Origin of the sequence: Chitinophaga sp. GbtcB8, from assembly GCF_019091455.1 — a bacterium.
GTDB lineage: Bacteria > Bacteroidota > Bacteroidia > Chitinophagales > Chitinophagaceae > Chitinophaga.
Genome location: NZ_JAGXJN010000455.1, coordinates 1 through 233 on the forward strand (window position 1 = coordinate 1; position 233 = coordinate 233).

At 42.5% G+C, this 233-nt stretch carries 1 protein-coding gene; it reads left to right on the plus strand.

Annotated elements, in window-relative coordinates:
- Nucleotides 1-20 precede the first annotated feature (20 nt).
- Nucleotides 21-233 (plus strand): IS66 family insertion sequence element accessory protein TnpB (tnpB, locus tag KVT36_RS33355; protein ID WP_217607523.1); only part of this gene is annotated, 213 nt, incomplete at its 3' end.

Genomic DNA, 233 nt, shown 5'->3' on the forward strand with positions numbered 1-233 from the left:
GAATTACTATATACCCCCAATTGATCCCACTGAATCCGGATTTCCGATACTTCCTTTACCGTGAGCCTGACAATATCAATAAGAGCTTTTACAGCCTGTCCGCCATTGTTAAAGAACAGATGCATACAGAACCGCTCACCAGGGATGTATTTATATTTCTTAACAACCGATGCAACCAGCTTAAACTGCTGGTGTGGCAGGGAGATGGTTTTGCCATTTTTCATAAAAGGCTG